The following is a 24,875-nucleotide window of genomic DNA, read 5'->3' as shown; positions in this document are numbered from 1 at the left end:
GCTACCCTCACGCGATCCCGAGTGCCCGGGCGATGACCAGCAGCTGCACCTCACTCGTGCCTTCGCCGATCTCGAGGATCTTCGAGTCCCGGTAATGACGCGCGACGGAGTATTCGTTCATGAAGCCGTTGCCGCCGAACACCTGGGTGGCATCACGGGCGTTGTCCATCGCCGCGTCGCTCGCGGTGAGCTTCGCGATCGCGGCGGCGGTCTTGAACGGCTTGCCGGCATCACGCAGCCGGGCGGCGTGATGCCACGCGAGACGCGAGACGTGCACCCGCTGCTTCATGCGGGCGAGCAGGAACTGGATGCCCTGGCGCGTGGCGAGCGCCTCGCCGAACACGGTCCGCTTCGCCGCGTAGTCGACCGCCGCTTCGAGGCAGCCCTCCGCGGCGCCCGTCGACAGCGCCGCGATCGCGATGCGTCCCTCGTCGAGGATGTGGAGGAAGCTCGCGAACCCGCGGCCGCGCTCGCCGAGAAGGTTGCCCGCGGGAACGCGTGCGTCCAGGAACGTGAGCGGATGCGTGTCGGAGGCCCGCCACCCGACCTTGTCGTACCCCGGCTCCACGGTGAACCCCGGCGTTCCGTTGGGCACGATGATCGTCGAGATCTCCTTGCGCCCGTCGTTCTCACCCGTCACGGCGGTGACGGTGACGAACCGCGTGATCGGCGTGCCCGAGTTGGTGATGAACTGCTTCGAGCCGTTGATCACCCATTCGCCGCCGTCTCCTGAATCCCCACCGACCAGGCGTGCGGTGGTACGGGTGGCTCCGGCATCCGATCCCGCCTCCGGCTCGGTCAGGCCGAAGCCGGCGAGCGCGCGTCCGGCGAGCAGATCCGGCAGCAGCTCCTGCTTCTGCTCCTCGGTGCCGAAGCGGAAGACGGGCATCGCCCCCAGGCTCACGCCCGCCTCGAGCGTGATCGCGATCGACTGGTCGACACGTCCCAGCGCCTCGATCGCCAGGCACAGCGCGAAGTAGTCGCCGCCCTGGCCGCCGTACTCCTCAGGGAACGGCAGGCCGAACAGCCCGAGCTCGCCCATCTGCGCCACGACGTCCATCGGCAGCGTGTGCGTTCGGTCGGCCTCGTACGAGCGCGGCGCGACGACTTCGTCGGCGAACGCGCGCACCATCCCGGCGAGTTCGCGCTCGTCGTCGTTCAGGTCGTATTCGTCCATGATGCTCCTCAGGGGTCAGGAGGTGGGGGCGGATGCCTCGTGGGCGGTGTCCGCGGGGGCATGGTCGGCGGGGGAATGGCCGCCCGGATCGGTCCCGGCGGCGGGTGCGACGTGTGCAAGCACTTGATCGCGTCGCACTTGTGCGCCGGGTGCGACGTCCACGCGGACGACGCCGTCGTGCGGCGCGAGCACGGGGTGCTCCATCTTCATCGCCTCGATCGTGACGACCCTGTCGCCGGCCGCGACACGGTCGCCGTCTGCCACGTGCACGGCGACGACGGCGCCCGGCATCGGCGCACGCAGCTCGGGGTGGGTGGCGGCCGCGGCGCGCTCTCGTGCCGCGAGCCGGCGGTGCAAGGCCTCGCGCCGCGTGAGCGGGCGCAGCCGGTGCGTCGCACCCTCGGCATGCACCCACACGGCGCCCTCGCGGTCGACCGCGACGGCCACCCCTTCGTTTCGAGTCGCGCACTTTGCAGCGATCTCGCCCTCAGAAGTGAAAAGTGCGCGATTCGAAACCTGAAGCGGGACCGCGAGCAGGGCGTCGGCGTCGTCGAGGAGGAGCACCGTGGCAGGTTCGGCGGGTCCGCCCAGTCGCCATCCGGGGAGCGGATCCCACGCCGCGCCGGCTCGGGAACCCGCTTGTCCGGGCGTCGCGGCAGGACGGGCGCCCGCCGCAGCGGCGAGTGCGTCCTCGCTCGGCGCGGGTGCCTCGAACGGCGGCAGCCGATCGATCAGACCGGTGTCGAGCTCGCCGGCGCGAACCGCGGGGTCGGCGAGCAGGGCCCGCAGGAACGCGATGTTGGACTCCACTCCCAGCAGCACGGTGCCCGCGAGCGCCGCATCCAGACGGTCCAACGCGTGCTCCCGGTCGGCCCCGTGCGCGATCACCTTCGCGATCATCGGGTCGTAGTCGCTCGTGACAACGGACCCCGTCTCGACCGCGGAGTCGGTTCGTGCCTCCGGCCCGGCGCGCCAGGCCAGGACCTCCCCCGCCGCCGGAAGGAAACCGCGCTCCGGAGTCTCGGCGTACACCCGAGCCTCGATGGCGTGTCCTTCCAGCCGGACCTGATTCTGCGTGAACGGCAGCTCCCGTCCGGCCGCGATGCGCAGCTGCTGTTCCACGAGGTCGACGCTCTCGCCGTCGGCGACGCGCGCGACCAGCTCGGTCACCGGGTGCTCGACCTGCAGGCGCGTGTTCATCTCGATGAAGAAGAACTCGTCCGGGCGGCTTGCGGCGACGAGGAACTCGACGGTGCCGGCCCCGCGATAGTCGACGGATGCTGCGGCCGCACACGCGGCCGCGCCCAGCCGTTCACGCGTGACGGCGTCGACGACGGGTGACGGCGCCTCCTCGATCACCTTCTGGTGGCGGCGCTGCAGCGTGCACTCGCGCTCGCCGAGATGCACCACGTGACCGTGGCCGTCGGCGAGCACCTGCACCTCGATGTGGCGCGGGCGCTCGATCAACCGCTCCAGCAGCAGCGCGTCATCGCCGAAGGCCGCCGCGGCCACGCGCCGGGCCGTGGCGAGGGCGTCCGGCAGTGCCGCGGCGCTGCGTACGATCTGCATGCCCTTGCCTCCGCCGCCCGCCGACGGCTTGACCAGCAGCGGGAACCCGGTGGCCTCGGCAGCGGTCGCGATCTCTCCGTCTGTCATGCCGACCGCGCTGAACCCCGGCACCGTGGGCACGTCGTGCGCGGCGACATGATCCTTCGCGCGGATCTTGTCGCCCATGATCTCGAGAGCGCGTTCTCCGGGACCGATGAAGACGATGCCGGCATCGGCGCACGCGCGTGCGAATGCCACGTTCTCCGAAAGGAAGCCGTATCCGGGATGAACCGCGTCGGCGCCGCTCTCGCGCGCCGCCGCGACGACGGCGTCGACGTCCAGATACGAGGCGGTCGCTGGGGCGGGCCCGATGCGCACGGCGACATCGGCTTCGCGCACGTGCGGGGCGCCGGCGTCGGCGTCGCTGTAGACGGCGACGGAACGGATGCCGAGGCGACGGAGCGTACGGATCACCCGGCGCGCGATCTCTCCGCGGTTGGCGACCAGGACCGTGTCGAAGAGCCGGTCAGGCTGGGCGTGATCTGACATGGGCATCACATCCGGAAGAGGCCGAAGCGGGGCTCGGGAAGGGGCGTGCGCGAGACCACATCGAGCGCGAGCCCGAGCAGATCGCGGGTGTCGAGCGGATCGATGACGCCGTCGTCCCACAGGCGGGCTGTCGCGTAATAGGGGTTGCCCTGCTCCTCGTACTGTGCGCGGATCGGCTCCTCGAAGGCCGCCTGCTCCTCCGCCGACCATTCGTCGCCTCGAGCCTCGATCTGGTCGCGCTTGACCGTGGACAGGACCGAGGCGGCCTGCATCCCGCCCATCACAGAGATGCGGCTCGCGGGCCACGTCCACAGGAACCGGGGCGAGTACGCACGGCCGCACATCGAGTAATTCCCGGCGCCGAAGGATCCGCCGATCACGACCGTGAGCTTGGGCACCCTCGTGGTGGCGACCGCGGTGACCATCTTCGCGCCGTCCTTGGCGATGCCGCCGGCCTCGGCATCCCGGCCGACCATGAAGCCCGAGATGTTCTGCAGGAAGAGCAGTGGCACGCCTCGCTGATCGCACAGCTCGATGAAGTGGGCGCCCTTCTGCGCGGACTCGCTGAACAAGACGCCGTTGTTGGCCACGATCCCGATCGGATGGCCGTGAAGTCGAGCGAAACCTGTCACCAGCGTCTCGCCGTATTCGCGCTTGAACTCGTGGAACTCGCTGCCGTCGACGAGGCGGGCGATCACCTCGCGCACGTCGTACGGCTGGTTGACGTCCACCGGCACCACGCCGTAGAGATCCGACGGGTCGACGGCGGGCGGGATGCCCGGCACGACCTCCCAGGCGGGCGGCGCCGGTGGCGGGAAGGTCGCCACGATGTCGCGAACGATCTCGAGCGCATGCTCGTCATCCTCCGCGAGGTGGTCGACGACGCCGGAGCGGCGGGCGTGAAGCTCTCCCCCGCCGAGCTCTTCGGCTGTCACGACTTCGCCGATCGCTGCCTTCACCAGAGGCGGGCCGCCCAGGAAGATCGTGCCCTGATCCCGCACGATGACGGTCTCGTCGCTCATCGCGGGCACATACGCGCCGCCGGCGGTGCACGAGCCCATCACGGCTGCGATCTGCGGGATGCCGGCTGCGGAGAGCCGCGCCTGGTTGAAGAAGATGCGACCGAAGTGGTCGCGGTCGGGGAAGACCTCGTCCTGCTTGGGCAGGAACGCGCCGCCCGAGTCGACCAGATAGACGCACGGCAGCCTGTTCTCGAACGCGATCTCCTGCGCGCGCAGATGCTTCTTCACCGTCAGCGGAAAGTACGTGCCCCCCTTGACGGTCGCGTCGTTGCACACCACCATCACCTGCCGGCCGTGCACGAGCCCGATCCCCGCGATCACGCCGGCCGCGGGGGCCTCTCCCCCGTACAATCCCTCGGCGGCGAGCGGTGCGACCTCGATGAACGGGCTGCCCTCGTCGAGCAGCCGCGTGACGCGGTCCCTGGGCAGCAGCTTGCCGCGCGAAACGTGCCGGTCGCGTGAGGCGGCGGGGCCGCCGAGGGATGCCTCCGCCAGCCGCGTACGCAGCTGCTCGGCGAGAGTCCGCTGCGCCTCGAGCGTCCGCTCGAACACGGCGTCGCGGACTGCTGCGGTGGTCAGCACGCTCATGTCGCCTTCCTCGCGCATCTCCATCGACGTCACGATCGGATCACACCTGTTGTCCCGATGCGATTCGATTGGTTAGTGTTCACTAACTGAAGGCTAGGTTAGCGAGCCTTAACTGAAATGACAAGCCTCGAGGACAAGCGGAGTGCACGAATGACAAGCGGTGTCACGGACCGGGAACGGGCGAAGGCGGATCGTCACGCATCGATCCTCCACGCGGCGGCCGTGCTGTTCGCCGAGCGCGGCTTCAGCGGCGTGAGCCTGGAGGACATCGGCGGTGCCGTCGGCATCAGCGGCCCGGCTCTGTACCGGCACTTCGCGAACAAGCAGGCGCTCCTCGGCGCGATCCTGATCGAGGTCAGCGAACGACTGCTCGCGGGCGGCCACGCGGTGATCGCCGAGCACACGGCGGCCGGCGAACGGCTCGACGCGCTCATCGCCTTCCACGTCGAGTTCGCACTGCGTGATGCCGACGTCATCCGCGTGCAGGACCGCGACCTCGCGAGCCTCAGCGACGATGACCGGCACACCGTGCGGCGACTGCAGCGCGAGTACGTCGAGGTGTGGATCGGCATCCTCGCAGCCCTGCACCCCGAGCGCGAAGGCGACGAGCTGCGCGTGCGCGCGCACGCGTGCTTCGGTCTCATCAACTCCACGCCGCACAGCGTGCGTGCGCAGCGCTCGAACCAGGCCGATCGGGACGTGCGAGGCATCCTGCATTCGATGGCGCGCGCCGCACTCACCGCATGATGCGCCTTCCTGCCCTAGTCTGAACGAACCATGTCGGGGGACGGTCACCAGGACGACGCAGACGAGGCGGGTCGCGTCGAGCGCTTGCAGCCGCCTCCGGACTCGCGCCCGGACGGCGACGAAGGCGGCGACCTCAGCTCTCGCCGCGACTTCCTCAAGCTCGGCGGGCTCGCCGCAGCCGGACTCGTCGTGGGCGGAGGCGTGGGGGCGGTGGCCGGAGCCTCCATCGGGCATACGCTCGGCTACCGCGAGGGCTCCCTCGATCTCGAGGCCGTTGCGGCGCGATCCGAGCCCGGGTTCGATCACGTCGTGGTGATCATGGGCGAGAACCGCTCGTTCGACAACCTCCTCGGGTGGTTGTACACGCCCGAGACGGTGCCCGACGGCCAGACCTTCGACGGACTGGCGTTCGGCGACTATGCGAATGCCGCCCCCTCCGGCGAGCGCATCCGGGCCCACACGTACAGCGGTCCGACGGACGAGGTCATGGGACGACCGAACCCGGATCCCGGCGAGGAGTACCCGCACGTCAACACCCAGCTGTTCGGCACGGTCGCACCGGCCTCCAACGCGACCAGCCAGGTGGGAGACATGACGGCGCCGTTCAACGCGCCGGCGCCGGGCACGAAGCCCACCATGGACGGCTTCGTGCGCGACTACGCCAACAACATCGAGCGGCACGGGAAGAAGCCGACGATCGACGAGCTCTCGCACATCATGGGCGGCTTCTCCCCTGAGCAACTCCCGGTGCTGTCCACGCTCGCGAAGGGCTTCGCGGTGTTCGACGCGTGGTTCGCCGCCGTTCCCTCGCAGACCTACTGCAACCGGTCCTTCTTCCATGCGTCGACGTCGCACGGCTACGTCACCAACAAGCACGGCGGCGGCTACGACAAGTGGCTGGACGCGCCCACGACGCCCACGATCTTCAATCGCCTCGAAGAAGCCGGGATCTCGTGGAAGATCTATTTCGACGAGCAGCAGCTCGTCTCCATGACGGGGATGATGCATGCCCCCGTGCTCCAGGAGCACTGGCGCACGAGCCGGTTCGGCCACATGTCGGAGTTCTTCGAGGATGCCGCGGCGGGTCGCCTGCCCGCCTACGCGTTCATCGAGCCGCGCATGGTCTACAACCACAACGACTTCCATCCCCCGTTCGGCGTCTTCCGCGAGAGCGACGTCGACGGCAAGCTGGTGCTCGATTCGGCCGTGTCGGACGTGCGCGCCGGCGAGAAGCTCGTCGCCGACGTCTACAACGCCGTCAAGGACAGCGCAACGCCGGACGGCTCGAACGCGATGAACACGCTGCTGCTCATCACGTTCGACGAGCACGGGGGCACCTACGACCATGTGCCACCGCCCTCGGCGACGCCGCCCGTCGCGGGCGACGAGCCGGGCGAGATGGGCTTCACGTTCGACCGGCTGGGAGTCCGGGTGCCCGCGATCGCCGTCTCGGCCTACACGCGGGCAGGCACGATCGTGCACGACGAACTCCACCACGCGGCCGTCATTGCGACGCTCACCAGGCTCCACGGTCTGCGACCGCTCACCCGGCGTGATGCCGATGCCGGCGACCTCTTCTCGGTGGTCAACCTCGACACGCCGCGGGATCCGGCGACCTGGCCGGTCGTGCACCCGATGTACGTGCCGCCCAACCCGCACGAGGACCAGCACATCGACCTCACCCAGGGCGCCCACAAGAGCAAGCCGCTCAGTCCTCCGGGACGAGGACTGCTCGGCCTGCTGCTGGCGCGCTACGGCCCGGCGGGCGCGCCCGAGCCGACCACCTACGCCGAGGCGTACGACGTGCTCCAGGCGCACGGGCTCGGGCTGTTCTACCCCAAGATCGACTGAGCCGTCCTCAGCGCAGCAGCATCGCCCGGCCGGGCTCTCGCAGGATGTCGGCGACCTCGGCGAGGAACCGCGAGCCCTGCTCGCCGTCGACGAGTCGGTGATCGAACGACAGCGCGAGGGTCATGACATCGCGCAAGGCGATCTCGCCGCGGTGCTCCCACGGCTGCCGGCGAACCGCTCCGAGCGCCAGGATGCCCGCCTCTCCCGGATTGATGATGGGCGTGCCCGCGTCGACGCCGAAGACCCCGACGTTCGTGATCGAGAAGGTGCCGCCTCTCATGTCTCCCGGCGCCGTCTTGCCGGCCCTCGCGATCTCGGCGAGTGACCGGATCGCATCGGCCAGCCCGACCAGCGTGAGCTCGTGCGCGTCGGGGATGTTCGGCACCACGAGGCCGCGACCGGTCGCCGCCGCGATCCCGAGGTTGACGTAGTGGTGCTCGACGATCTCACCGGCGTCGTCGTCCCACCGCGAATTCAGCCCGGGGTGCCGCGCGAGGGCGAGGCACACTGCCTTCGCGGCGACCGCGAGGATGCCGATGCGATGCTCCTGAAGCGATCTGTCCGCCTTGAGCGACGCCAGCAGCTCGCTCGTGGCCGTGACATCGACGGTGAGGAACGTCGTCACGTGCGGAGCCGTGAAGGCACTGCGGACCATGGCCTCGGCCGTCGCGCGGCGCACGCCCCTGATCGGGGTGCGGGTGACGCGGTCCTCCGAGCGTTCGGGCGGCGCAGCGACGGGCGCCACCGCCGTTGATGCGCCGGCGGTACCCACCCGGGCGGCGTACGCCTCGACATCGGCGCGCGTGATGATGCCGGTCGCGCCGGTCGCCTCCACCAGAGCGAGATCGACACCCAGCTGCTTCGCGAGCTTGCGAACCGGCGGGGTCGAACGGGGACGCTCGATCGGCCGGTCGGCGATATCGCCGAGCTGGATGGCATCGTGCGGCGCGGCCTCGAGCACGGCGGTGTCGGATGCGACCGCCCGCGTGCCCGTCGAGCGTGCGCGGCGCTTCGGACGGTCACCGTTGCGCGGCGCCGCTCCATAGCCGACGAGGTTCGGCTCGGCCGCCGTCGTCTCGGCGGCGACCTGGGACTCCGCCGACGCCTGCGCGGCCGCGGCGACCGGCTCGGCCGCAGCGGCATGCGGCGCGGCGGCGGCGGGGGCCGCGGCATCCGCTTCTCCCGTGTCGAAAGAGATGAGCACCGACCCGACGGTGATGACGTCGCCGGCGGCCGCATGCAGCTTCGTCACGATGCCGGCGTGCGGTGAGGGGAGCTCGACGACGGCCTTAGCCGTCTCGACCTCGGCGATGGTCTGGTTCAGCGCCACGGTGTCGCCCTCGGCGACGAGCCACTGCACGAGCTCGGCCTCGGGAAGACCCTCGCCGAGATCGGGGAGCCGGAAGTCCTGCGCCATGCTCACGCCTCCACAAGTCCGGACAGGCTGTTGGGCCGGTCCATCACGCGATCGACGGCATCGAGGATGCGGTCGATGTCGGGCAGGTGGTGCCTCTCGAGCTTCGCGGGCGGGTACGGGATGTCGTGCCCCGTCACCCGCTGCGGCGGAGCTTCGAGGTAGTGGAAGCAGCGCTCGGTCACGCTCGCGACGAGTTCTGCGCCCACGCCCGCCTCGCGGGCGGCCTCATGCGTGACCACGACGCGGCCCGTCTTGCGGACCGATGCCGTCACGGTGCGGTAGTCCACGGGCGACAGCGAGCGAAGGTCGACGACCTCGATCGAGACGCCGTCGTCCTCCGCGGCGGTGGCCGCGTCGAGCGCGACCGATACCTGAGAGCCGTAGGTGAGGAGCGTCACATCGCTCCCCTCGCGCACCACTCGTGCCAGCCCCATCGGCGCGGCGTCGGCGAGCTGCAGGTCCAGATCGACCTCGCCCTTGGTGTGGTAGAGCCGCTTCGGCTCGAAGTAGATCACCGGATCGTCCGAGGCGATCGCCTGCCGCAGCGCCACATAGGCGTCCTGCGGGTTCGACACCGCCACGACCCGCAGCCCCGAGGTGTGGACGAAATACGCCTCGGGCGACTCGGAGTGATGCTCCGCGGCGCCCACGCCGCCGGCCCACGGGATCCGGATCGTGATCGGCATCTTGACGTTGCCGCGCGTGCGGTAGTGCAATTTCGCCACCTGGCACACGATCTGGTCGAAGGCGGGATAGACGAAGCCGTCGAACTGGATCTCGACCACCGGACGGTAGCCGCGGAACGCGAGGCCGACGGCAGTGCCGACGATCCCCGCCTCGGCGAGGGGGGTGTCGATCACGCGCTGCGCGCCGAACTGGTCGAGCAGGCCGTCGGTGACGCGGAACACGCCGCCGAGCTTGCCGATGTCCTCGCCCATCATGAGCACCTTGGGGTCGTCGGCCATGGCACGACGGAGGCCCTCGTTGATGGCCTTCGCCATCGTGAGCTGAGTCATCGTCCAACCCCCTCCGCTGCCGTGGCCGACTCGGCGTCGGCGAAGCCCGCGAGGTAGGCCGAGTACCACGCGCGCTGCTCCTCCAGCCCGGAGTGCGGCTCGGCGTACACGTCGTCCAGCACCGTGATCGGGTCGCTCGTGACGGCGCTCATCGCGGCCTCGCGCACGTCGGCAGCGAGCGCGTCCGCGTCAGCGGCGACACGCGCGGCGAATTCGTCGTCGAACTCCCCCATCGAGCGCAGCAGCGCCTCGACGCGCGCGATCGGATCGCGCCGCCGCCAGCTCTCGACCTCGTCCTTGTCGCGGTAGCGCGTGGGGTCGTCCGACGTGGTGTGCGGACCCATGCGGTAGGTCACTGCTTCGATGAAGACCGGGCCCGCACCGCGCCGGGCGTGGTCGAGCGCCCAGCGCATCGCTGCGAGGCACGCCAGCACATCGTTGCCGTCGACCCGGAGGCTGGGGATCCCGAAGCCCGGCGCGCGGCCGGCGATCGGGAACTTCGCCTGCACGCTCACGGGCTCCGAGATCGCCCAGTGGTTGTTGGTGCACACGAACACGACGGGGGCGCCGAACGACGACGCGAAGACCATCGCCTCGTTGACATCGCCCTGGCTGGACGCGCCGTCACCGAAGTAGGCGACGGAGGCCTGATCGGTGCCGTCCCGCTGGATGCCCATCGCGTAGCCGACGGCGTGGAGCGTCTGGGCGCCGATGATGATCTGCTGCGTCGCGGCGTTCAGCTCGTACGGGTCGTACGTGGAGTGCTCTTCCCCGCGCCAGGCCAGCACGAAGTCGGCAGGCGCAGCCCCTCGGGCGTAGACCACGCCCGTCTCGCGGTAGCTCGGGAACGCGAAGTCGTCCGCGCGCATCGCGCGGGCGGTGCCGATCTGGGTGGCCTCCTGCCCCTGGCAGGGCGGCCACAGCGCGAGCTGTCCCTGACGCTGGAGGGCCACGCCCTCGGTGTCGATACGGCGCACGAGCATCATGTCGCGATACAGGTCGCGCAGCGCCGCGGCGTCGACATCCGTCACCCAGCGGTCGAGTTCGGGATCGGCGAGGCGTCTGCCATCGGGCGTCAGCAGGCGCGCGACATCGTCGATGTCGGTGGCGAGGTCGGCTGTCGGAGTCAGGGTGTGCGTCATCGTCATCACTCCTCGTGCGAGGCTCCCTCGTGAGGAGCCGCGTGGTGTGCCCGGCGTCGTCACCGGTTAAGCCCGAGGGTACGTCGGCGTCGCACATGGCTCAAGCATTCGCCACGTCTTTGAGCATGTTGACAACTAATGCACGCCTGAGCCGTGCTAACGTTTCGCACTATGGGTGCTCTCGATCACGTCGACCTGGAGCTGCTGGCAGCGCTCTCCGCCGACCCGCGTGCGACGGTCGTCGCGCTCGCCGAGCGTCTGGGTCTGTCGCGCAATACCGTCCAGGCGCGCATGGCCCGCCTGGAGCGCTCCGGCGTGTTCCTGTCGTACGAGCGAGCCATCTCGTCCGCCTCGCTCGGCTTCCCGATCGAGGCCTTCATCAGCGTCATCGTGCGGCAGGCCGAGCTTCCGCGCATCGCCGATGAACTCGCCCGTGTACCCGAGGTCGTTCAGGCGCACGGACTGTCCGGCCAGGTCGATCTGCTGGTGCGCGTGGCTTGCCGCGACACGCAGCACCTGTTCGACACCGATGCCCGCATTCTCGCGATCGAAGGCGTCGAACGTACCGAGACCTCGCTTGTCATGGGCGAGGTCATCCCCCACCGCGTCACACCGCTCATGGAGCTCGCTCGCCGGGAGCCGTAGTCGCCCGCTGGAGCAAGGGCGACGCCGCCGGCTAAGGCAGGGGGACGGATGCCGCGGCAGGCGCAGCCGGATGGGATCGCAGGTCGTCGACCTTCACCAGGACGACTCCGGCGAGGATCAGCGCACCGCCGACGAACTGGATGGGCGCCGGAACCTCGGCGAGGAAGACCCAGGCGAAGCCCAGCGCGAACAGGACCTCCGACAAGCCGACGAACGACGCGACGCGGGAGCCGATGCGCGGCACCGCCATCACCCCGAGCGCATAGCCCAGCGTCGTCGCGATCGCCGCGACCCACAGCAGCGGCACCCACCACGGCATCGCCGTGCCCGCCAGCACGACACTGACGTCGGGCGCGTGGAACGGCATCACGCCCACGAGGCTCAGCACCCCGATGACGGCGGCGCCGGTGAGCAGCCCGCTCGCGGCGAGGGCGAGCGGCGGCAGATCGTCGCCTGCGCGCTCCGAGATCAGGAAGTACGCACAGACGCACACCGCTGCGGCCAACGCGAACAGCGTGCCGAGCAGGTCGAACGACGCGCCGGAGATGTCGACGACCAGCACCAGCCCCGCGATCGCGACCGCCGATCCGCACAGCACGAGTGCCGACGGGGCCCGTCGCGTCCGCAGCCACACGAACACCACCAGCATGACCGGCGCGAGGTACTGGATGAGCAGCGCGACAGCCACCGGCATCCGCTGCATCGCCGAGAAGAAGAAGAGCTGGCACCCGAGCACGGGCATGAGTCCGAACGCGACGATCAGCCGCCAGTGCCGGCGGAGGAATCCGCGCTGGCGGCGCATGGCGAGGAAGAGGGCCGGCGACAGCACGAGGCCGGCGACCCCCATGCGCACCAGCAGAGCCGCGCCGAGCGACCACCCCGCCTCGAGCAGCGGTTTGACGAACGGCCCGCTCGATGAGAATGCGAGAGCGGAGGCCACCGCGAGCACGAGACCCGTGGTGCGCTGCCGCGCCGGCGCGGATGCGCGAACCGGGCCGATGATGGGAAGGGACGCGGTGGAGGCGGTCATGGGCGGCATCCGGCTGTCAGGAGTGAACAATGCTTACACTGGTGACAGTAGGGTACGGAGAGTCAGGAGTCAACGTGGTCTTCATTCATGACACCGAGCAGAATCTGAGGGCGGCCGCCTACCTCGTCAACACGCTTCCCGGCTACGACTCGGGCGACACGCTCACGACCCTCGAGGACTTCGACGCCTACCTCGTCCAGAACCCGTACACCGGGCTGATCCATCGCGACGAGGACGAGCTCGCCGCCCTCCGCGCCATCCGGCCGCGGCTGCGCCGGCTGTGGGAGGTCGACCGCGAACAGGCGGTGCCGCTGGTCAACGAGATGCTGCGAGACGGAGAGGCGCTCCCCCGCCTGATGAAGCACGACGGCATCGACTGGCACATCCATGCCACCTCCGACGACGCACCGCTCCCGACCCGCGTGCTGGTGGAGGCGGCCATGGCGTTCGTGGACGTCATCCGCGCCGACCAGTACGACCGCATCCGCGTGTGCACGGCGGACGACTGCGACTCGGTGTACGTCGACTACTCCAAGAACGGATCCAAGCGCTACTGCGACACCGGCAACTGCGGCAACCGCATGAACGTCAACGCGTACCGGCGTCGGAAGGCGCGAGAAACTGCGTGATCGCCTCGGCGGCAGCAGCCGGGGTCTCGTAGTGGATCAGGTGCCCGACGTCGGGGATCTCGACCAGCCTCGCGTCGGGGAACATCGTCGCCAGTCGCCGCTCCGCCTCGATCGGCGTGATGTCGTCGCGCTGCGCGGCCACCAGCAGCGTCGGCTGCGCGATCCGCGGCGCGAACTCGCGCACGTCGTGCGACACCGAGGCCAGGAACGCCTCGTGCAGCACGTCGCGATCGGCGAAGCGCGAGAAGTACGTGTCGTGCTGGTCGTGGATGAATCGACGGATGCCGGGGTCACGGGTCTTGGCCATCGAGACGCTCATCACCCGCACGATGAGGCCGTTGCGCAGCAGGGCATCGCCCACGGGTCGGGGAAGCCGGGCGCCGGCCCAGTAGTAGAACACCGCGAGCCGTGTGAGCAGGCCGCGGGGCCCCTCCAGTGCTGGGGCTCCGATCGGATTCACCAGGATCACGCGCGGCGTCTCGAGCCCCCCGGCGACGGCCGCCGAGACCACGATCGAACCGAACGAGTGGCCCAGGATCACCGCCCCGGGCGCGACCGCCGCAGCGAAGGCCTGCAGCCAGCGCGCGTACAGCTCGAGGTCGTGGGTCCTGCCGGGAACGGGTGCGGTCTCGCCGAACCCCGGCAGATCAGGTGAGATGATGCGAATGCCCGGGAGGTGGGCGACCACCGGCTCGAGCCCGTGGTGCTCGCCCCGGAAGCCGTGCACGGCGATGATCGTGAGATCTGCGTCGGCGGGTCCGTACACCCAGTAGGCCGTCGTCGCGCCCAGCACCTCCACCTCGCGACGCTCGACCGGGATCTCGCCGAGCAGCGGGGCGTACGGGTTGGGGGCGGACACCCATCGAGTCTACGAGGCCGCCGCGGAGCGCCTGCGCGCCGATGTCGGACATCACGCATACCGTGATCGGCATGAAGCCCTCGCCCGCCGATCAGCTGGCGCTGTGGGACGTCCCCGACTGGGTGCGGGTGGTGGGCGTCTTCGACCTCGAGACGACCGGTGTCGACGTCACGACCGACCGCATCGTGACAGCTCACGTCGGCCTGCTCGACGGTTCGGGCTCGGTGATCCGCGCCCGAGACTGGCTCGCCGACCCCGGCGTCGCGATCCCCGAGGGCGCGAGCGCCATCCATGGAATCACCACGGCGCACGCGCGTGCGCGGGGCCGGCACGCGAGCGAGGTCGTCGCCGAGGTGGTCGACGCCCTGCGCGGACTGCTCGATGCCGGCATCCCGGTCGTCGCCTACAACGCCCCGTTCGACTTCTCGCTCCTCAAGTACGAGGCGATCCGTCACGGCATCACGCCGATCGTAGACCCGTCCCCCGTGATCGACCCGCTCGTGGTCGACAAAGCGTACGACCGGTGGCGGCGCGGCAAGCGCACGCTCGAGATCGTGGCGGCGCACTACGCGGTGCGCCTCGAGGCGGCGCACGAGGCGGCGGCCGATGCCGTCGCCGCCGGGCGGGTCGCGCAGGCGCTGGCCGAGCGTTTCGCCCCCTGGCTCCCCGGGACCGCCGAAGAGCTGCACACGCGCCAGATCGCCTGGGCACGGGCGCCGCCAGCCTGACGGACTACTTCATCCAGATCGGCCGGCTCGACGCGGACGCGCGTCTGGACGGCCGCTGGCCGATCCGCTGACGCGGAGACGAGAAAGACCCCGCCCGAGGGCGGGGTCTCTCATCGCGGCGTGCTTACTTGGAAGCGCCGCCGAAGTTCTTGAAGCGCTGGTTGAACTTCTCGACGCGGCCGGCCGAGTCCATGATGCGCTGCTTGCCCGTGTAGAACGGGTGCGAGGCGGACGAGATCTCGACGTCGATGACGGGGTACTCGACGCCGTCGAGCTCGATCGTCTTGTCGCTGGTCACGGTCGAGCGCGTGAGGAACGTGTCGCCCGAGCCGAGGTCGCGGAACACGACGGCCTGGTAGTCGGGGTGGATGTCAGTCTGCATGGTGGTCCTTTGAGGATGGTGCCCTGGATTTTGCCAGAGCGGTCAAAGTCTGCGGTGCGAGCGCACCAAAGATCGATTCTAACAGCCCTCGGCCGAAGGCGGGAATCGCCCGTCGTCAGTGCGCCGCGCGCGCTGCGTAACGTCCGTCCTCCTCCGACAGTCGGATCGGCACGCCGAATGTGTCGGTGAGCGCCTCCGCTGTGAGGGTGTCGCGAATGGGTCCGGATGCGACGGCCTGCCCGTCTCGCAGCAGCAGCACGTGAGTGAACCCGACGGGGATCTCCTCGACGTGGTGCGTGACCATGATCATCGCGGGGGTGGTCGGAGCCTGCGCGTACCCCCCGAGCAGGGCGAGAAGCTCCTCGCGAGCCCCCAGATCGAGGCTGGCGGTGGGCTCGTCCAGGAGCAGCAGCTCGGGGTCGGTCATGACGGCGCGCGCGATCTGCACCCGCTTCTGCTCGCCGTCGCTGAGGGTTCCGAAGGTGCGGTCGGCGAGGTGGTCGAGCTTCCACTCCGCGAGCACGCGCAGCGCGCGGCGCTCGTCGATGTCTTCGTAGTCCTCGCGCCAGCGGCCGAGCACCGAGTACGCCGCTGTCAGCACGACGTTGAGCACGGTCTCTTCGGGCGGCACCCGCCGGGCCATCGCCGACGAGGCGAATCCGATCCGCGGCCGCAGCTCGAACACGTCGGTGCGACCGAGACGCTCGTCCAGGATGCTCACGGTTCCCGAGGTGGGGTGCAGCAGGGTGTCGGCCATCTGCAGCACCGTGGTCTTGCCTGCGCCGTTGGGTCCGAGGATCACCCAGCGCTCGTCGTCGCTGACGTTCCAGTCGAGGTGATCGACGATGTTCCGGGCGTTCCGGCGGACGACGACGTCGGAGAATTCGAGCACCTGGGGCATGCCGCTAGCCTATCGGCCGACCGCGACCACCTCGTCGTACAGCGCCGCCGTCTGCTCCGCGATCCGCTGCCAGCTGAAGTCGTTCGCGGCCCGCTCCCGCCCCGCTGCACCATAGGCGCGAGCCCGCTCGGGATCGCTCACCACCTCGGTGAGCACGCGTGCCAAATTGTCCACGAAACGCTCCGGATCGATGGGCGTGCCGGTGCCGTCCTGCACCTGCTCGATCGGCACCAGCCGGCCCGTCACACCGTCGACGACGACCTCGGGGATGCCGCCGGTCGCGGTGCCCACGACGGCGGCGCCGCACGCCATGGCCTCGAGGTTCACGATGCCCAGTGGCTCGTACACCGACGGGCAGACGAATGTGGTGGCGGCGCTGAGGATCGTGCACAGCTCGTGGCGCGACAGCATCCGGTCCAGCCACACGACTCCCTCGCGTGTGCTCTGCAGCTCCCGCACGAGCTCTTCGACCTCCGACATGATCTGCGGAGTGTCAGGAGCTCCCGCGCACAGGATGACCTGCACCCCGGCCGGCAGCCGCTGGGCAGCGCGGAGGAAGTACGGGAGCCCCTTCTGCCGCGTGATGCGTCCGACGAACACGACCGACGGCCGCGACGGATCCACTCCGAGCCGCGCGAGGAGCTCAGGATCCTCGACGGGATGCCACGCGGCCGTGTCGATGCCGTTGTAGATGACGCGCACGCGCTCAGGGTCGAGCGCGGGGTAGCTGCGCAGGATGTCGGCGCGCATGCCCTCGCTCACCGCGACGATCGCGGCGGCGCCCTCGTAGGCGCTCTTCTCGATCCAGCTCGACACGGCGTAGCCGCCGCCGAGCTGCTCGGCCTTCCACGGGCGCAGCGGCTCGAGGCTGTGCGCCGTGACGATGTGAGGGATGCCGTGGAGCAGCGATGCGAGATGGCCCGCAAGGTTGGCGTACCAGGTGTGGCTGTGCACGACGTCGGCGCCCGCGACGTCCGTCACGATCTCGAGGTCGATCCCGAGCGTCTGGAGGGCCGCGTTGGCGGTGGCGAGTTCAGCCGGGACGTCGTAGGAGCTGGTGCCGGGCTCGTCACGGTCGGCGCCGAAGGCCCGCACGCGCACGTCGACGAGGGAGCGCAGCGCCTTGACGAGCTCGGCCGCGTGCACGCCGGCGCCTCCGTAGATCTCGGGCGGATACTCCTTCGTGACGATGTCGACGCGCATGTCTCGAACGCTAGTACACCGGCAGGAACGCGTCATAGTGTGGTGCCATGCCAGCAGCTCCCAAGGTCTTCGGAATCATCCTCGCCGGCGGAGAGGGCAAGCGGCTGATGCCGTTGACGGCGGATCGCGCCAAGCCTGCGGTGCCCTTCGGGGGCCAGTACCGGCTCATCGACTTCGCGATCTCGAACCTGATCAACTCGGGCCTGCGTCAGATCGTGGTGCTCACGCAGTACAAGTCCCACAGCCTCGACCGCCACATCTCCCAGACGTGGCGCATGTCGGCTCTGCTGGACTCCTACGTCGCCTCGGTCCCCGCGCAGCAGCGACTCGGCAAGCGCTGGTTCTCAGGCTCGGCCGACGCCATCCTGCAGAGCCTGAACCTGATCAACGACGAGCAGCCCGACATCGTGGTCGTGATCGGCGCCGACCACGTGTACCGCATGGACTTCCGGCAGATGCTCGCCGCCCACATCGAATCCGGCGCGCGGGCGACGGTCGCCGGCATCCGTCAGCCGATCTCGCTCGCGAACCAGTTCGGTGTCATCGACGTCGACAAGGACGACCCGGTGAGGATCAACGAGTTCCTCGAGAAGCCGCTGGACGCGACAGGCCTCGCCGACGCGCCCGACCAGGTCCTCGCCTCGATGGGCAACTACATCTTCGACACCGACGCGCTGATCGAGGCCGTCGAGGCCGACGGCGAGCTGCCGACGTCCAACCACGACATGGGGGGCGACATCGTCCCGTACTTCGTCGGTCGCGGCGAGGCGGGCGTGTACGACATGAACCGCAACGACGTGCCCGGCTCGACCGATCGCGACCGGTACTACTGGCGCGATGTGGGAACCATCGACTCGTTCTTCGACGCGCATCGCGACCTGATCTCGACGCTGCCCATCTTCAACCTCTACAACACCGACTGGCCCATCCACTCGCAGGCGGTCAACTCCCCGCCGGCGAAGTTCGTGCGCGATTCGGTCGGGCGCATCGGCAACGCCATCGATTCGATCGTCTCGCTCGGGTCGGTGCTGTCGGGCACCCACCTCGAGCGCAGCGTCGTCGGACCGTGGACGCTCGCCGGCGGGGGCTCGACGATCACCGACTCGGTGCTGTTCGACCACGTCCACGTAGGCGCCGGCGCGCGCATCCACCGCGCCATCCTCGACAAGAACGTCGTCCTGGACGAAGGCGCGACCGTCGGAGTCGACCGCGAGCGGGACCTCTCGCGCGGCTACACCGTCACCGACAGCGGGATCACGGTCGTCGGCAAAGGCATCCGCGTCGAACGGTGACGGGCGCGGTTCGTCCCGCCCGATCCGCGCCCGCTAGCGTGTGAGGGTGCCCGCCGCGTTCCGCTTCCTCGTCGTGCTCGACGCCGACTCCACCCTCATCCGCAACGAGGTCATCGAGCTGATCGCCGACGAGGCCGGCCGTGGCCGGGAGGTCGCCGAGGCCACCGAGGCGGCCATGCGGGGCGAGGTCGACTTCGCCACGAGCCTGCGCTCTCGCGTCGAGGCGCTCGCCGGGGTGCCGGTCTCGGCGTTCGGGCGCGTGCTCGCGCGCATCGAGCCGACGCCGGGCGTGCGCGAGCTCGTCGCGGCCGTCCACGATCGCGGCGGTGTCGTGGGGGTCGTTTCGGGCGGCTTCCACGAGATCCTCGACTCCGTCGCTCCCGACCTCGGCGTCGACGTGTGGCGTGCCAATCGCCTCGCGACGGCCGACGGCATGCTCAGCGGCGTCGTGGCAGGCGGGATCGTCGATGCCGAGGGCAAGGCGGAGACGCTCGGCGAGTGGGCGGCGCTGCACGACGTGCCCCTGCGCCGGACGATCGCGATCGGCGACGGCGCGAACGACCTGCTCATGATGGCCGCTGCGGGGCTCGGGATCGGCTTCAACGCCAAGCCCGCCGTGCGTGCCCGCGCCGACGTCGTCATCGGGCCGGTCGACCTGCGCGAGGTCATCTCGCTGCTCCCCTGACCCGTGTCGGTGGGCCCCGGTACCGTCGAGGCATGCACATCATCCTCGTCCCTGGACTCTGGCTCGACGCTGCGACATGGGGCGAGGTGACGCCTGCCCTCGAGGCCGCCGGTCACCGCACCCATCCCCTGACGATGCCGGGTGTCGGCGCCCCGGCCGCGCAGTCGAGCGGCATCGGCATGGCAGACTGGGTCGCCGCCGTCGTGGCCGAGATCGACGCCCTCGACGGCCCTGTCGCGCTCGTCGGCCACTCGGGCGGCGGCAACGTCGTCTACGGAGCCCTCGACGCCCGCCCGGAGCACGTCGCGCACGTCGTCTTCCTCGACACGTTCCCGCCGACGGACGGCAGCTCGATCTGGGATTTCCCCGTGGTGGACGGTGTCGTCCCGTTCCCCGGCTGGGACTCCTTCGACGAGGGCGAGGTCGCCGACCTCGATCCGCAGACGCGGGCGGATGCCGCCGCCCGCGCACAGTCGGTCCCCGAGCGCGTGCCCACCGATCCCCTTCGCCTCTCCGATGAGCGCCGCCGTGCCGTGCCCATGACGATGATCACCAGCACGATGCCGGCGGACGACATCCGCGCGCTCATCGGCCAGGCGCCGGCGTGGGCAGCCGAACTGGCAGCGATCGAGAAGCTCGAGATCGTGCAGCTGAACGGGCCGGGCGAGGCGACGGGGCACTGGCCGCAATTCTCCCGCCCGGGCGCCGTCGCCGAGGCGATCCTGCGCGCGATCGATTGAGCTCGATCGCCGGTGTGGTCGGGCGGAGCTCAGTGCCCCATGCCGAGGCCGCCGTCGACCGGGATGACGGCACCGGAGATGTAGGAGGCGTCGTCTGACGCGATCCACGCCACGACACCGGCGACCTCGTCGGCGGTCGCGAAGCGCCCGGCAGGGATGCTCTTCTTGTACTCCGCCTGGGTGTCCTCGGGCAGTTCCGCGGTCATGTCGGTCTCGATGAAGCCCGGTGCGACCACATTGGCGGTGATGCCACGGGCGCCCAGTTCACGAGTGAGTGAACGGGCGAAGCCGACCAGCGCGCTCTTGGACGCCGCGTAGTTGATCTGCCCCGCGGAGCCGTAGAGACCCACGACGCTCGAGATCAGGACGACACGGCCCCAGCGGGCGCGGAGCATCCCCTTGGACGCGCGCTTGACGACGCGGAACGTTCCCCCGAGGTTCGTGGCGACGACCGAGTCGAAATCCTCTTCGGTCATCCGCAGCAGGAGCGTGTCCTTCGTGATGCCGGCGTTGGCGACGACGATCTCCACCGGGCCGAGCGTGTTCTCCACCTCGGTGAACGCGGCGTCCACCGCTGCGGCATCCGTCACGTCTGCTCGCACCGTCAGCGTGCCCTCGGGTCCTTCGCCCGAGCGGGCCGTGACGGCGACGCGGTAGCCGAGCGCGACGAACCGCTCCGCGATGGCACGGCCGATGCCGCGGTTTCCGCCGGTGACGAGGACGACGCGATCACTGGACATGGTGTGGCTCCCGGGGGGTGTGACGGACCGCCCCAGCCTACCGGCGTCGCCATCCGGGCCCGGGCCGCGCCCGCCGCGCAATTGACACTGCACGGCATGCGCTGAAACGCTGGAGGCGACTTCGACGAAAGGCGCCACCCGTGAGCGACAACACCCCCGACGCACCCGTTCCCGGCCCGGCCGGGTACCCTGGCTCCGCACCGGCGGGGCAGGGCGCCTACCCGCCCCCGCCCGCGCAGGGAGCGTACCCGCAGCAGGGTGCCTACCCGCCCGCGTCACAGGGCGCGTACCCGCCACCCGCACAGGGCGGTCAGCCGCCCGCATACGGTGCACCCGCCTACGGCGCGCCGTACGGCGCGGCCCCGGCGTACGGCTACGGCGCCCAGCCGAAGACGAACGCGCTGTCGATCGTCTCCCTCATCGCCTCGATCGTCGGCTTCATCGGGATCCTGCCGATCATCGGATCGATCGGCGGCGTCATCACCGGCCACATCTCGCTGAACCAGCTCAAGACGAGCGGTGAGAACGGCCGGGGCATGGCGCTGGCCGGAACGATCGTCGGGTACGTCGGACTCGCGTTCTGGATCATCGGCGCGATCGTGCTGTTCTCGTTCATCGCGTGGGCCGCCAGCCAGAGCTCGCAATACGGCTACTGACCGCGACCGCACGGCGCAACCGGCGTACCCTGGAAGCACCGTGAAGAGTTCGAGCCACGCCCCATCGGCGACATCGCTGCCGCGCGCCCCGCGCGACGAGGCAGGCGCGCGTTCGACACGGTATCTGCTGATGATGGCGGTGCGCATCGCGTGCCTCGTCCTCATGGTCGTGATCACCCCGTACGGCTGGTATACATGGGTCCTCGGCGCCGGAGCGATCTTCCTCCCGTACGTCGCGGTGGTCGCGGCGAACGTGGGCCAGGAAGCGCGGCACGATCGTCGCGAAGACCCTGAGCCTGAGCTGCCGGCGGCACCGACGTCGCCCCTCCCCTCAGGAGGGGATCGTGTGATCCGCGTTCAGGAGTCGCCGCCCCGCACATCCGAGCCGCCGGACCGGACCGCATGAGCGCAGCACCCCGCGAGCCCGTCGTCGACGCGACCTGCTCGCGAGCAGGCTGCCGCGCCCCTGCGTCGTGGCGCATCGACTGGCGCAATCCCCGCATCCACGCCGCGGACCGCACCAAGACGTGGGTCGCGTGCGACGAGCACCGTGAGTACCTGCGCGACTTCCTCGCCGCACGCGACTTCCCGGTGTCGGTCGCAGCCCTCGGTCCGGGCGACCCCGCGCCTGCGAAAACACGGGTAGGTGACGACGACACGCCGGTGACCGACGCATCGGATCGGCGTGTCGCGTCACCGACTGGTGTTTTCGCACCCGGCAACGGGCCCACGGGACGACCAGGAACCGAGGCGTCGCCGTGAGCGCCCGCCGTGAGGTCAGCATGCAGCGACTCCCCCGAGCCGGCCGCTGGACCATCTACATCAGCCTTGCCGTCGTCTTCGCGATCGCATGCGCATTCCTTTCCAACTGGCAGTTCTCCCGGAACGAGGAGCGCAGCGCGCAGCTGGCCCTCGTCGCGCAGAACTACGACGCCGCAGCCGTGCCGCTCGCCGAACTGATCCCGGCCGGCAGCTCACTCGATCCCCAGGACGAGTGGCGTCCGGTGACGCTGACGGGACGCTACGTGAGCGACGACCGGCTGCTGGTGCGCAACAGGCCTCACGGCGGCACCTCCGCCTTCGAGGTGCTGGTGCCGTTCCGGCTGGACGACGGGCGCGTGCTGCTCGTGGACCGCGGCTGGGTCCCGCCGGGTGAACATCAGCCCGAACCCGACGCGGTGCCCGCCCCGCCTTCCGGCGAGGTCACCGTGGTCGTGCGGCTTCGACCGGGCGAGGCGCTCCCCGCTTCGGGACGCTCGGCGCCGGACGGCCAGCTGCCCACGATCAACCTGTCGCTGGCCGCCGACGCCGTCTCGTCCGCCACCGGCGACGCGATGGAGCTCAGCGCCTATGGCGTGCTCGTGTCGGAGGATCCCGCGGCCGAGAACACGCCGAACGCGCTCGAGTCACCCTCGGAGGACCCGGGTCCGCACCTTTCGTACGCGATCCAGTGGATCCTGTTCGCCGCGATGGGGTTCATCTTCATCGGGTACGTCATCCGCACCGAGCGACGCCACCGGCGGGAGGATGCCGAGGATGCGGCCGACCAGCGGCCCGAGGCGCCGAATGCCGGATCGCCCCGCCGCCGGGATCGCGACGCCGAGGACGAGGACGCGCTCCTGGACGCCGCCGGACGCTGACCTCCGGTCTTACGCGAAGCTGATGAGGTCCGCGTAGTCGCGACCCCAGATGTCTTCGACGCCGTCGGGGAGAATCAGCACACGTTCAGGATTGAGAGCTTCGACGGCACCCTCGTCGTGCGAGACGAGCACGACCGCGCCCTCGTAGTGCGCGAGCGCCCCGAGGATCTCCTCGCGCGAGGCGGGGTCGAGATTGTTCGTCGGCTCGTCCAGCAGCAGCATGTTGGCACTTGAGACGACGAGCGTCGCCAGCGAGAGCCGTGTCTTCTCCCCACCCGAGAGCACGCCCGCGGGCTTGAGCACGTCGTCGCCGGTGAACAGGAACGAACCGAGCACCTTCCGGGCCTCGGTCGCCGTGATGTCGGGGGCGGCGGACATCATGTTCTCGAGCACCGAACGCGAGACGTCGAGGTTCTCGTGCTCCTGGGCGTAGTACCCGATCTTGAGGCCGTGGCCCGGCTCGATCTGTCCGGTGTCCGGCTTGTCGACGCCCGCGAGGATCCGCAGCAGCGTCGTCTTGCCGGCGCCGTTGAGGCCGAGCACCACGACCTTGGACCCGCGATCGATCGCGAGGTCCACGTCGGAGAAGATCTCGAGCGAGCCGTATGACTTCGACAGCCCGGATGCCATCAGCGGAGTCTTGCCGCATGGAGCAGGCTTCGGGAACCGCAGCTTGGCGACGCGATCCTCCTGACGCACGTCGTCCAGGCCTGACAGCATCTTCTCGGCCCGCGCCACCATCTGGTGCGCAGCCGCGGCCTTCGACGCCTTGGCCCCGAACCGCGCCGCCTGCAGCTGCAGCGCCGTCGCCTTCTTCTCGACGTTGACGCGCTCCTTCTTGCGGCGCTCCTCGTCGGCCACCCGCTGGCGCAGGTAGTTCTTCCAGTTCATGTTGTAGACGTCGATGACCTGACGGTTGGCGTCGAGGTAGAACACGCGGTTGACGGTCTCGCCGACGAGCTCGACATCGTGGCTGATGACGATGAGCCCACCCTTGTAGCCCTTGAGGAACTCGCGCAGCCACACGACGCTGTCGGCGTCGAGATGGTTGGTCGGCTCGTCGAGGATCATCGACTCGGCGTCCGAGAAGAGAATGCGGGCCAGCTCGATGCGCCGCCGCTGGCCACCCGACAGCGTCTTCAGCGGCTGATCGAGAATGCGGTCGGGCAGCGACAGGTTGTGCGCGATCGAGGCGGCCTCCGCCTCTGCCGCATAGCCGCCGAGGGCCTCGAACCGCTCGGTGAGGTTCGCGTACTTGCGCATCGCGCGAGCCGCGGCATCCGCGTCCTCGTCGCCCATCGCGAGGGATGCCTCGTGCATGCCGATCGCGATCGTGCCCAGTCCCCGCGCATCGAGGATGCGGGTGCGAGCGAGCATCTCGGGATCGCCCGATCGCGGGTCCTGCGGCAGGTAGCCCAGCTCGCCGATCCGGTCGACCTTGCCGTCGGACGGCAGCAGGTCGCCCGCCAGCACCTTGGTCAGCGTCGTCTTGCCGGCTCCGTTGCGGCCGACGAGGCCGACTTTGTCGCCGGCCGAGACGCGGAAGGACACGTCGGACATCAGCACGCGCGCGCCTACGCGAATCTCGAGGTCGTGCACGGCGAGCACAGCGATCGTCCGTTCCGTTGGTGGTGAGGGAGGTGGCCGAACGGCCAGCCTCCCAGTATAGGCCGCCACGGTGCGCTCCC

Annotated in this window: 24 protein-coding genes and 1 pseudogene; 12 read left to right on the top strand and 13 right to left on the bottom strand. The window is 69.9% G+C overall.

Annotated elements, in window-relative coordinates:
* Window positions 1–7: 7 nt before the first annotated feature.
* From HF576_RS19760 to HF576_RS19750, 3 genes are read right to left on the bottom strand one after another with little or no spacing between them, the layout of a single operon-like run.
* Window positions 8–1,177, bottom strand: a complete 1,170-nt coding sequence (locus HF576_RS19760) for an acyl-CoA dehydrogenase family protein (RefSeq protein ID WP_168914549.1) — start codon at window positions 1,175–1,177, stop codon at window positions 8–10.
* Between the two features lie 15 nt (window positions 1,178–1,192).
* Window positions 1,193–3,274 (bottom strand): ATP-binding protein, encoded by a 2,082-nt coding sequence (locus tag HF576_RS19755; RefSeq protein WP_168914548.1) that lies wholly within the window; start codon window positions 3,272–3,274, stop codon window positions 1,193–1,195.
* Between the two features lie 5 nt (window positions 3,275–3,279).
* Window positions 3,280–4,884 carry a carboxyl transferase domain-containing protein gene (locus HF576_RS19750; RefSeq protein WP_168914547.1) on the bottom strand — a complete coding sequence of 535 codons (1,605 nt, stop codon included), beginning with the start codon at window positions 4,882–4,884 and terminating at the stop codon, window positions 3,280–3,282.
* A gap of 150 nt (window positions 4,885–5,034) precedes the next feature.
* Between HF576_RS19750 and HF576_RS19745 the strand changes: the two genes are divergently transcribed.
* Window positions 5,035–5,631 carry an SACE_7040 family transcriptional regulator gene (locus HF576_RS19745; RefSeq protein ID WP_168914608.1) on the top strand — a complete coding sequence of 199 codons (597 nt, stop codon included), beginning with the start codon at window positions 5,035–5,037 and terminating at the stop codon, window positions 5,629–5,631.
* Between the two features lie 30 nt (window positions 5,632–5,661).
* On the top strand, window positions 5,662–7,482 hold the full coding sequence (locus HF576_RS19740; RefSeq protein WP_168914546.1) for an alkaline phosphatase family protein: 1,821 nt from the start codon (window positions 5,662–5,664) through the stop codon (window positions 7,480–7,482).
* Window positions 7,483–7,489: 7 nt separating this feature from the next.
* Here HF576_RS19740 and HF576_RS19735 read toward each other — a convergent pair whose 3' ends face one another.
* The 3 genes from HF576_RS19735 to pdhA are packed head-to-tail and all read right to left on the bottom strand — an operon-like array spanning window position 7,490 to window position 11,063.
* On the bottom strand, window positions 7,490–8,899 hold the full coding sequence (locus tag HF576_RS19735) for a dihydrolipoamide acetyltransferase family protein (RefSeq protein ID WP_168914545.1): 1,410 nt from the start codon (window positions 8,897–8,899) through the stop codon (window positions 7,490–7,492).
* Window positions 8,900–8,901: 2 nt separating this feature from the next.
* A complete protein-coding gene (locus HF576_RS19730; protein ID WP_168914544.1) occupies window positions 8,902–9,915 on the bottom strand; it encodes an alpha-ketoacid dehydrogenase subunit beta in 1,014 nt (337 codons plus the stop codon).
* Complete coding sequence (gene pdhA / locus HF576_RS19725; RefSeq protein WP_168914543.1) at window positions 9,912–11,063, bottom strand: pyruvate dehydrogenase (acetyl-transferring) E1 component subunit alpha; 1,152 nt, start codon at window positions 11,061–11,063, stop codon at window positions 9,912–9,914. Before pdhA ends, HF576_RS19730 begins: the two co-directional genes overlap by 4 nt.
* Window positions 11,064–11,228: 165 nt before the next feature.
* Here pdhA and HF576_RS19720 point away from each other — a divergent pair, with 165 nt between their 5' ends.
* Window positions 11,229–11,702, top strand: coding sequence for an Lrp/AsnC family transcriptional regulator (locus tag HF576_RS19720; protein ID WP_168914542.1), 474 nt, complete (start codon window positions 11,229–11,231; stop codon window positions 11,700–11,702).
* Between the two features lie 31 nt (window positions 11,703–11,733).
* On the opposite strand, the gene HF576_RS19715 is transcribed toward HF576_RS19720, so the two are convergent.
* Entirely contained in the window at window positions 11,734–12,732 is a 999-nt protein-coding gene (locus HF576_RS19715; RefSeq protein WP_168914541.1) for an EamA family transporter, read from the bottom strand.
* Between the two features lie 74 nt (window positions 12,733–12,806).
* Between HF576_RS19715 and HF576_RS19710 the strand changes: the two genes are divergently transcribed.
* A complete protein-coding gene (locus tag HF576_RS19710; RefSeq protein WP_343234361.1) occupies window positions 12,807–13,361 on the top strand; it encodes a CGNR zinc finger domain-containing protein in 555 nt (184 codons plus the stop codon).
* On the opposite strand, the gene HF576_RS19705 is transcribed toward HF576_RS19710, so the two are convergent.
* Window positions 13,321–14,220 (bottom strand): alpha/beta fold hydrolase, encoded by a 900-nt coding sequence (locus HF576_RS19705; RefSeq protein WP_168914539.1) that lies wholly within the window; start codon window positions 14,218–14,220, stop codon window positions 13,321–13,323. The two genes, HF576_RS19710 and HF576_RS19705, sit on opposite strands and share 41 nt — an antisense overlap.
* 71 nt (window positions 14,221–14,291) lie before the next feature.
* Here HF576_RS19705 and HF576_RS19700 point away from each other — a divergent pair, with 71 nt between their 5' ends.
* Window positions 14,292–14,948 (top strand): exonuclease domain-containing protein, encoded by a 657-nt coding sequence (locus tag HF576_RS19700; protein WP_425523025.1) that lies wholly within the window; start codon window positions 14,292–14,294, stop codon window positions 14,946–14,948.
* A gap of 124 nt (window positions 14,949–15,072) precedes the next feature.
* Here the strand turns inward: HF576_RS19700 and HF576_RS19695 are convergent, their stop codons facing one another.
* From HF576_RS19695 to glgA, 3 genes are all read right to left on the bottom strand, one after another.
* On the bottom strand, window positions 15,073–15,330 hold the full coding sequence (locus tag HF576_RS19695) for a type B 50S ribosomal protein L31 (RefSeq protein ID WP_168914537.1): 258 nt from the start codon (window positions 15,328–15,330) through the stop codon (window positions 15,073–15,075).
* 115 nt (window positions 15,331–15,445) lie between these two features.
* A complete protein-coding gene (locus tag HF576_RS19690) occupies window positions 15,446–16,231 on the bottom strand; it encodes an ABC transporter ATP-binding protein (RefSeq protein ID WP_168914536.1) in 786 nt (261 codons plus the stop codon).
* 9 nt (window positions 16,232–16,240) lie between these two features.
* Window positions 16,241–17,434: a glycogen synthase gene (glgA, locus tag HF576_RS19685; RefSeq protein WP_168914535.1), complete on the bottom strand. Its 1,194-nt coding sequence runs from the start codon at window positions 17,432–17,434 to the stop codon at window positions 16,241–16,243.
* A gap of 47 nt (window positions 17,435–17,481) precedes the next feature.
* Here glgA and HF576_RS19680 point away from each other — a divergent pair, with 47 nt between their 5' ends.
* From HF576_RS19680 to HF576_RS19670, 3 genes are read left to right on the top strand one after another with little or no spacing between them, the layout of a single operon-like run.
* Complete coding sequence (locus tag HF576_RS19680; RefSeq protein ID WP_168914534.1) at window positions 17,482–18,726, top strand: glucose-1-phosphate adenylyltransferase; 1,245 nt, start codon at window positions 17,482–17,484, stop codon at window positions 18,724–18,726.
* Between the two features lie 46 nt (window positions 18,727–18,772).
* A complete protein-coding gene (gene serB, locus HF576_RS19675) occupies window positions 18,773–19,411 on the top strand; it encodes a phosphoserine phosphatase SerB (RefSeq protein WP_168914533.1) in 639 nt (212 codons plus the stop codon).
* Window positions 19,412–19,443: 32 nt separating this feature from the next.
* Complete coding sequence (locus HF576_RS19670) at window positions 19,444–20,151, top strand: alpha/beta fold hydrolase (RefSeq protein ID WP_168914532.1); 708 nt, start codon at window positions 19,444–19,446, stop codon at window positions 20,149–20,151.
* A gap of 29 nt (window positions 20,152–20,180) precedes the next feature.
* Here HF576_RS19670 and fabG read toward each other — a convergent pair whose 3' ends face one another.
* A complete protein-coding gene (gene fabG, locus HF576_RS19665) occupies window positions 20,181–20,891 on the bottom strand; it encodes a 3-oxoacyl-ACP reductase FabG (RefSeq protein ID WP_168914531.1) in 711 nt (236 codons plus the stop codon).
* Between the two features lie 140 nt (window positions 20,892–21,031).
* Between fabG and HF576_RS20835 the strand changes: the two genes are divergently transcribed.
* The 4 genes and pseudogenes from HF576_RS20835 to HF576_RS19645 all read left to right on the top strand — a co-directional run bounded on the left by HF576_RS20835 (window position 21,032) and on the right by HF576_RS19645 (window position 23,187).
* Window positions 21,032–21,547 carry a DUF4190 domain-containing protein gene (locus HF576_RS20835; protein ID WP_168914530.1) on the top strand — a complete coding sequence of 172 codons (516 nt, stop codon included), beginning with the start codon at window positions 21,032–21,034 and terminating at the stop codon, window positions 21,545–21,547.
* 40 nt (window positions 21,548–21,587) lie between these two features.
* The gene (locus tag HF576_RS19655; RefSeq protein ID WP_168914529.1) at window positions 21,588–21,953 is read left to right on the top strand and encodes a DUF3099 domain-containing protein; all 366 of its coding nucleotides are present in this window, start codon (window positions 21,588–21,590) and stop codon (window positions 21,951–21,953) included.
* A pseudogene (locus tag HF576_RS20830) lies at window positions 21,950–22,156 on the top strand (hypothetical protein); the annotation flags it as partial. The gene HF576_RS19655 and the pseudogene HF576_RS20830, both read left to right, overlap by 4 nt.
* Before the next feature lie 173 nt (window positions 22,157–22,329).
* Window positions 22,330–23,187, top strand: a complete 858-nt coding sequence (locus tag HF576_RS19645; RefSeq protein WP_168914607.1) for an SURF1 family cytochrome oxidase biogenesis protein — start codon at window positions 22,330–22,332, stop codon at window positions 23,185–23,187.
* A 9-nt stretch (window positions 23,188–23,196) separates the two neighbouring features.
* Here the strand turns inward: HF576_RS19645 and HF576_RS19640 are convergent, their stop codons facing one another.
* Window positions 23,197–24,795, bottom strand: coding sequence for an ATP-binding cassette domain-containing protein (locus tag HF576_RS19640; protein WP_168914528.1), 1,599 nt, complete (start codon window positions 24,793–24,795; stop codon window positions 23,197–23,199).
* Between the last annotated feature and the right edge of the window lie 80 nt (window positions 24,796–24,875).

It is taken from the genome of Microbacterium salsuginis (assembly GCF_012524205.1).
GTDB classification, from domain to species: Bacteria; Actinomycetota; Actinomycetes; order Actinomycetales; family Microbacteriaceae; genus Microbacterium; species Microbacterium salsuginis.
This window is presented reverse-complemented; position numbering and strand designations above follow the sequence as displayed.

Coding starts and splice junctions, on each gene's coding strand:
- HF576_RS19700 (WP_425523025.1), top strand. CDS start 14,292: ATGAAGCCCTCGCCCGCCGATCAGCTGGCGCTGTGGGACGTCCCCGAC.
- pdhA (WP_168914543.1), bottom strand. CDS start 11,063: ATGACGATGACGCACACCCTGACTCCGACAGCCGACCTCGCCACCGAC.
- HF576_RS19680 (WP_168914534.1), top strand. CDS start 17,482: ATGCCAGCAGCTCCCAAGGTCTTCGGAATCATCCTCGCCGGCGGAGAG.
- HF576_RS19760 (WP_168914549.1), bottom strand. CDS start 1,177: ATGGACGAATACGACCTGAACGACGACGAGCGCGAACTCGCCGGGATG.
- HF576_RS19670 (WP_168914532.1), top strand. CDS start 19,444: ATGCACATCATCCTCGTCCCTGGACTCTGGCTCGACGCTGCGACATGG.
- HF576_RS19750 (WP_168914547.1), bottom strand. CDS start 4,884: ATGAGCGTGCTGACCACCGCAGCAGTCCGCGACGCCGTGTTCGAGCGG.
- HF576_RS19730 (WP_168914544.1), bottom strand. CDS start 9,915: ATGACTCAGCTCACGATGGCGAAGGCCATCAACGAGGGCCTCCGTCGT.
- fabG (WP_168914531.1), bottom strand. CDS start 20,891: ATGTCCAGTGATCGCGTCGTCCTCGTCACCGGCGGAAACCGCGGCATC.
- HF576_RS19695 (WP_168914537.1), bottom strand. CDS start 15,330: ATGCAGACTGACATCCACCCCGACTACCAGGCCGTCGTGTTCCGCGAC.
- HF576_RS19715 (WP_168914541.1), bottom strand. CDS start 12,732: ATGACCGCCTCCACCGCGTCCCTTCCCATCATCGGCCCGGTTCGCGCA.
- HF576_RS19755 (WP_168914548.1), bottom strand. CDS start 3,274: ATGTCAGATCACGCCCAGCCTGACCGGCTCTTCGACACGGTCCTGGTC.
- HF576_RS19720 (WP_168914542.1), top strand. CDS start 11,229: ATGGGTGCTCTCGATCACGTCGACCTGGAGCTGCTGGCAGCGCTCTCC.
- glgA (WP_168914535.1), bottom strand. CDS start 17,434: ATGCGCGTCGACATCGTCACGAAGGAGTATCCGCCCGAGATCTACGGA.
- HF576_RS19690 (WP_168914536.1), bottom strand. CDS start 16,231: ATGCCCCAGGTGCTCGAATTCTCCGACGTCGTCGTCCGCCGGAACGCC.
- HF576_RS19745 (WP_168914608.1), top strand. CDS start 5,035: ATGACAAGCGGTGTCACGGACCGGGAACGGGCGAAGGCGGATCGTCAC.
- HF576_RS19740 (WP_168914546.1), top strand. CDS start 5,662: ATGTCGGGGGACGGTCACCAGGACGACGCAGACGAGGCGGGTCGCGTC.
- HF576_RS19735 (WP_168914545.1), bottom strand. CDS start 8,899: ATGGCGCAGGACTTCCGGCTCCCCGATCTCGGCGAGGGTCTTCCCGAG.
- HF576_RS19645 (WP_168914607.1), top strand. CDS start 22,330: ATGCAGCGACTCCCCCGAGCCGGCCGCTGGACCATCTACATCAGCCTT.